The following is a 6,180-nucleotide window of genomic DNA, read 5'->3' as shown; positions in this document are numbered from 1 at the left end:
GACTACCTGGCGGATAAACGACAGGTCATGGCTATACTCCCGCCCCAGCTTTTTGGGGGCTCCTTTGGTAATTATTTGCATGTTTACACTCATTATAGGGTGTAAACCTTTTTTAGGACGAGACCATTTTACTCGATCGGAAGATAAGGCAAGGGTATCACGACATATTATGTGTCGTAAAGTCAAGTATTACGACACATACATGACTTTATGTGTCGTAATACTTGACTTTACGACACATATTTGATATATTCGACTAACAAATGTCGTAATGTGTCATCATGAAAAGCAGCCAGGAAAATATAAATCGCGAACTGGAAATCATCAAAAACTCTCTTGAACAGTTTAAAGAGGGTGCTTCTCTTGATGATCTAAAAAGGGCTACAGGATTGATAACTGAACCGCGTACCCTTCAAAGACGGTTGGATAAGTTGCAGGAACTTGGGGTAGTTACCACCTCTGGCAAGACGCGCGCAACCCTTTACTATTTGGTTCAAGCGCAAGCCGAACAAAAAGGAGAAGTAGTAGAAGAACAAGGTGAAGATTTAATTCCTTTGTCCAATCAAGGTAGGGAGATCAGAAAATTGGTCATGCAACCAGTCGCCCGCCGCCGTCCGGTTGGATATAATATAGACTTCCTGACTTCCTATCGTCCAAATGTCGATAGCTATCTTACATCGGATGACAAAAGAAAGCTCACGGAATTAGGCAATACAGCAACGTTGAATCAACCCGCAGGAACCTATGCCAGAGAAATTCTGCAAAGGCTACTCATAGACCTGTCTTGGAACTCAAGCCGCCTTGAAGGAAATACGTATAGCTTGTTAGATACGCAGCGCCTTGTTTCACAGGGTCAGATCGCCGATAATAAAACGGCAGCGGAAGCACAGATGATCCTGAACCATAAGGATGCTATTGAGTTTATCGTACAAACTGCGGATGAAATCGGATTTAACCGCTATACACTTACAAACTTGCACGCCCTACTCTCGAACAACCTACTGCCTGATCCCGCAGCATCCGGACGACTGCGTACACATGGTGTTGGTATTAGCCATTCAGTTTTTACACCGCTTGGTATACCCCAACAGATCGAAGAAATGTTCGAGCTGGTACTTGAAAAAGCCAGAGGAATAGAAGATCCGTTTGAACAAGCGTTTTTCATCATGGTGCAAATACCTTATTTGCAACCTTTTGATGATGTGAACAAACGTGTATCGCGCCTTGCTTCAAATATTCCACTCAACAGGCTTAATCTCGCTCCCTTAGCTTTTGTTGACGTTCCCGATGATATTTACTTCCAGGGGCTGCTGGGTGTTTATGAACTCAATCGAATAGAATTATATAAAGATGTATTCATGTGGGCTTATGAACGTTCTGCTCTGCGATATGCAGCCTTACGTCAATCGCTAGGGGAGCCCGATCCATTCCGTTTAAAGTACCGCGAAGCGATCCGGGAGCTGATAACTGAAATAATTTCCAATGCCATGCAGCAAAAAGAAGCAATGGCCATCATCCAGCAAAAAGCAACAACTCTTCCTGAAAAAGATCAGGCGAAATTTACCGAAGCAGTTGAAACGGAATTACTGTCTTTGCATGATGGGAATTTTGCACGTTATAGGGTACGACCGTTAGAGTTTAAACAGTGGAAGGATGTATGGGGAAAGTAATAAATTATGCCTATATAATACTTTTTTACCAACTCTCTTTATTCTAACAGGCCCCGTTGTCGGATTATATATGTAAAGTGTAATACGGTATAAACAACAAGGATACTCAAAAAGAAAAGCAATACGGAAAGCCCTATCCTGACAGCCCTGTTTTTATTTCTCCAATACCTCCTCGAAATCCACCATACCGGTATAAACAACAACAGCACCAGCAGAAGGATAACACCGAACACCACCATCAGGGTGGAGTTATTTATTCCGCTTAAAAGGTAATTCACCATAAAATATTCAAATTGCTATCTATCTATTACATCAGGCTTCTTAAAAGAATTATTCCAAAACACCCGGCAGCCTATAGTGATCAAACTCACCACACTAAGGCCTGCCATAAAGATCATGGTACGCCAGTCACAAAACAGAAAAAGCACCAGACAAACTACACCCGGGACTATCAATAACCGCTTGTTGTAGCTGTCTGTGAGTTTTGAAAAAATAAAAACCAGCAGGCCCAGGAAAACAGTATACAAAAGTCCTCCAACCGGTAGCAACAGTATGAGTTCTCTCGGTTTTGCCACCACCCAATCATTAAAAAACCAGACTCCCCATAAAAAGGACAGTAATAAATATAGAGGGATTAATTTGCTAAGGCTCATATTGTTTTGTTGTTATTCTACTTCAGGTCGAAAAACCAGTGCGCCAAACAACACAGTCATACTGACATCTGTATACGCTAAAAAATAAAGCTCCCCTTTTGTTACCGAATTTGTACATATCATTTCATCTGTTGTTGATTCAAAGGATGTAATGACGTTCGCTAATGCCGCTGCCACTTCCCTATTCAGATCTTTATTCCTTTGCCTTCGCTTAAATACGAACAGGAAACGTTCTCTTTCTGATTCAAAAAAATGATAGTCTTCAATGGGTGGATCATCCTTAGATAGTTCTTTCTCCAGCTCCGCATATGCGGGAAGCAATAAACTCCTCAGATGCATGAACCTTTCTTCGTCCGTCATAATTTAACAATATTTAATACCAATATCAATACATGAGCCACTAAATAGAGCACACCAGGGGCCAACAGTAAGTAGGACAGCACAGGTATACGGTCCATCAGGTTATACCTGTTTATCAAAAATGTAATGCCGAAAGTATATATCGTCAGTAACACCACCAAAAGAACAAAAATGCCGGGAGCAAATACGTCAATGTTATGACGGATGCTGTTATTCAGCATAACCAGGTCTACGATGGCACATAATAACACCAGGTAAGGGATTTTTTTCATACAGAACCGGAATTTTAGCGACTTACTACGGGATCAACCTTACCAATTACTCAATGAGTCCAACGCCCTCTGAAGATTAATTTTCCCCTTTGTATAGACCATCTTCTGCGCTGTTATTTTCTTTGAACTGTCCAGTTTAAGCAACAGGTTGTAATCATATCGCTCCCTGATATCTGAGACATATTCCATATGAACAAATAACCTGGACGATTTCACCGAATCAGCCAAAAACAAGGCTATCGGATACAATCTTTGAAACATCACTTTGTCTCCCTCCAACCTGGTGACGGTATTATTCAAAATGATAATACCGGAGTCCTTTTCAACCTGAAGCAACTGGTTACTGTTTAAATTCGGGTTAACCTTAGTGTCGAATGCGTGTATATCAGTATTAAAATATAATCCTATACTGATATCATTAATGGTCTCCCGAACATAACAAACACTAAATGAGTCGCTAACCGGCCAGTATAATTGATTGAGCTTACTCTCATAAGCAGCATATACCAATTTATTCTTCTGGCAATCTGTCTTGGGAGTCTGGGAGCTATTTTCATTTTTCTCTTTTCTGGTCAAATAAGAGCATGAAATAGTCAACATACAGCCAAAGGCCAACATCATAAATCTGTTCATAGGTATCTATAGCTTCAGCGGGAAGCACACACCAATAATACTAAAAATATACCATCTGGCATTTCACCCTCTTTTAACGAAATACCTCACTGCCGCCAACGCCACCATGCCCGTTCCAGCTACCAAGCCGATAGCCGCCAGCCATAACCCCCACGGATATACTTCCAATGGCACTTTAAAAACACCCGGCAGTCCCTGCATCAACAACAGTACCTCATTGAAAACCAATGCAATGACAAACACGATCATACCCAATCCGGCCAGCACCTTCACGGTGGTAAAATAACCGGCATACAGCAGTTGGGCAAAAATATACAGCGTCACAAAACCGAGCATCACCAGATGCAGGTACATGATAATCACAGGGCGGTTAGTGCAAACAGCATCGCCGATGGCCGGGAAAATAGTCAGCAGCTGGGCGATTGTTTTCAGTGCAAAGGCTATCAGCGCCAATGCGCCAATACGGCGGGCAAGGGGATTCACGCCATACAGCTCCGCTTTTACAGAACGGGCCATCTCCGCGAAGCGCGCCAGTACGAGCAACAGCAGCGCGCTACCTACACCGGCCGCTACCCGGATACCTACCGGCGGCTGATGCCAGAGATAAGAGAGAAACATGGTTGGCAGGACCGCGGCACACAACACCACCGCAAAACGATAACGGACTTTCTCCGCCGCTGCCGGCCCCAGATGGTGACAGAAAAGGGCAAATACCCCCAATGTGAAAAATCCATTGTATTGCAGGTGCAGGTACGTATATACGGCATCGTGATACAGGACAGTGTCCTTCTGATGATTGGCCATCATGTAGGCCAGGTAAAAAGGACCTACGGCCGATAATGCCAGCGATACCATGGAACCAGTAGCCAGCAGGGTGACAGACCGCTCCACACCGGCTTTCAACAGATCACGGACAAAGATCCATTCAAACACCCAGGTGCAGACAATAAACAACGTGGAAAAAATAATGGAGAAAAGCGCGTACCCCTGAAAAGGGAAACTTATCAACATACCCACAGAACTGATCAATACACCGGCCAGTAAACAGGGATATATCCGTTTGCTGCTGTAGCCGGGCGGTAACAACCGGTAGGTCAACAGGGTAAATAAACAAAGCGTTATCCATCCGCCGAAGGCGAAATGTGTATGTGCAAACAACCAATTGCCGAAATTGATTCCCGGCAACGGGAACAGGACGTTTGTCCGCAATAGTAATCCCAGTAATGCCACGATCATCAGATTGATCAGGGCGATCGTGATCCATTTCCGCTCCATCGCTCCGGTATTTGCACGCTTCATATGCCAGCTGTTTTTTACCGGGGCAATTTACAATAAAGACAAAAATATCTTTTATAAAATAAAAATTTAGGCGGCTGTGATACTACAGCCGCCTAAAACAATATTAATGACCTTTGCCCAACAGGCGCTCCAACCCGGCATCGAGTGCTTCCCGGCTGCTTTCGCTGTTGCCTACCAGTTTCACTACGATCTTCCCTTCACGGTCTATCAGTATTTTGGTGGGGAAAGCTTTCACATCAAAATCTCCCAGCACCCCTTTATCTCTATCGGTACTGCCGGCAGTGTTCAGGACATTGAGCCAGGTCATCTGGTCAGCATCCAGGGCTTTGGTCCAGTTATCTTTCCATTTGGTGGAGTCTCCCCGCTCGTTGGACACGCCCAGGATTTCAAACCCCGCATCTTTGTAGCGGGCATACGCTTCGCGCAGGTGCGGATGGCTCATGCGGCAGGGATAACACCAGCTGCCCCAGAAATCGAGCAGTACCACTTTGCCTTTGAGCGAAGCCAGGGTGACCAGGTTGCCCTGACGGTCTTTGAGTGCTACCGGAGGCGCTGGCATACCAGGAGCGGTTTCCCTGGCTTTGGCTAACCGCTGCCCATAAGCTGTGCCTTCGGGAGATGCTTTTAACGCCGGCAACATCCCTTCGTATAGCGGTCCAATCACCACCGGATCTATTTTAGTCCGGGTATATTCATTCAGCAGCTTCAGCATAATGCCGGTATGCGGATGCTCCTGCATAAACCGCAGCTTGGCGGCTTCCCGCTCGGCATCGTTCTGATAGGAGGCCCTTGTCACCTCCGCGATGGCTACACTGTCCTTTTTCTTATACGCTGCGTCCCGTTTTGCGCCATATGCCTTTTCTCCCCGCTGGTAAATAGCGGTCAATTCAGCTTCTATGGCCTGCCGGTCGGCCTCGGCAGCGCCACCGGTGATATTCGTTTCCCGCAGCTCACCATCAGCCTTCGCGGTCATGTTGGCAGCATCGAGATAGAAGTTGCGCTCATAAGGCTTCAGCAGGCGCGTTTGCCGGTAGTATCGGGCATCTTTGTCGCTTACTTTCAGGAACAGCGTGGCTTCTTTCGGATAATCCACTTTTCCCTGAAAATGATACGCCTGTTGCTGCAAACGGCAGCTGTCCAGTATCGTCTTTCCCTGCTGTTCATAACGCAGGTAGATATACGAATTAACAGCCAGGGTGTTTTTAGCGAGCGTTCCTTTGAGGGTGAACGTTTGCGCCTGAACGGAGATGGCGCTTACCAACGCCGCACCGAAGATGATTTTTTTTGCCATGA

5 protein-coding genes are annotated in these 6,180 nt (G+C 45.4%); 1 reads left to right on the top strand and 4 read right to left on the bottom strand.

Features of this window, described 5'->3' with window-relative positions; genetic code table 11:
- Positions 1-281: 281 nt before the first annotated feature.
- Positions 282-1,670, top strand: a complete 1,389-nt coding sequence (locus tag HHL17_RS33265) for a Fic family protein (RefSeq protein WP_169229103.1) — start codon at positions 282-284, stop codon at positions 1,668-1,670.
- 665 nt (positions 1,671-2,335) lie between these two features.
- On the opposite strand, the gene HHL17_RS33260 is transcribed toward HHL17_RS33265, so the two are convergent.
- From HHL17_RS33260 to HHL17_RS33245, 4 genes are all read right to left on the bottom strand, one after another.
- Positions 2,336-2,683 carry a hypothetical protein gene (locus HHL17_RS33260; protein ID WP_169229102.1) on the bottom strand — a complete coding sequence of 116 codons (348 nt, stop codon included), beginning with the start codon at positions 2,681-2,683 and terminating at the stop codon, positions 2,336-2,338.
- The gene (locus HHL17_RS33255; RefSeq protein ID WP_169229101.1) at positions 2,680-2,955 is read right to left on the bottom strand and encodes a hypothetical protein; all 276 of its coding nucleotides are present in this window, start codon (positions 2,953-2,955) and stop codon (positions 2,680-2,682) included. Before HHL17_RS33255 ends, HHL17_RS33260 begins: the two co-directional genes overlap by 4 nt.
- Positions 2,956-3,651: 696 nt before the next feature.
- The gene (locus HHL17_RS33250) at positions 3,652-4,887 is read right to left on the bottom strand and encodes a hypothetical protein (RefSeq protein WP_169229100.1); all 1,236 of its coding nucleotides are present in this window, start codon (positions 4,885-4,887) and stop codon (positions 3,652-3,654) included.
- 103 nt (positions 4,888-4,990) lie between these two features.
- On the bottom strand, positions 4,991-6,178 hold the full coding sequence (locus tag HHL17_RS33245) for a TlpA disulfide reductase family protein (protein WP_169229099.1): 1,188 nt from the start codon (positions 6,176-6,178) through the stop codon (positions 4,991-4,993).
- Between the last annotated feature and the right edge of the window lie 2 nt (positions 6,179-6,180).

It is taken from the genome of Chitinophaga fulva, assembly GCF_012927205.1.
GTDB lineage: Bacteria > Bacteroidota > Bacteroidia > Chitinophagales > Chitinophagaceae > Chitinophaga > Chitinophaga fulva.
This window is presented reverse-complemented; position numbering and strand designations above follow the sequence as displayed.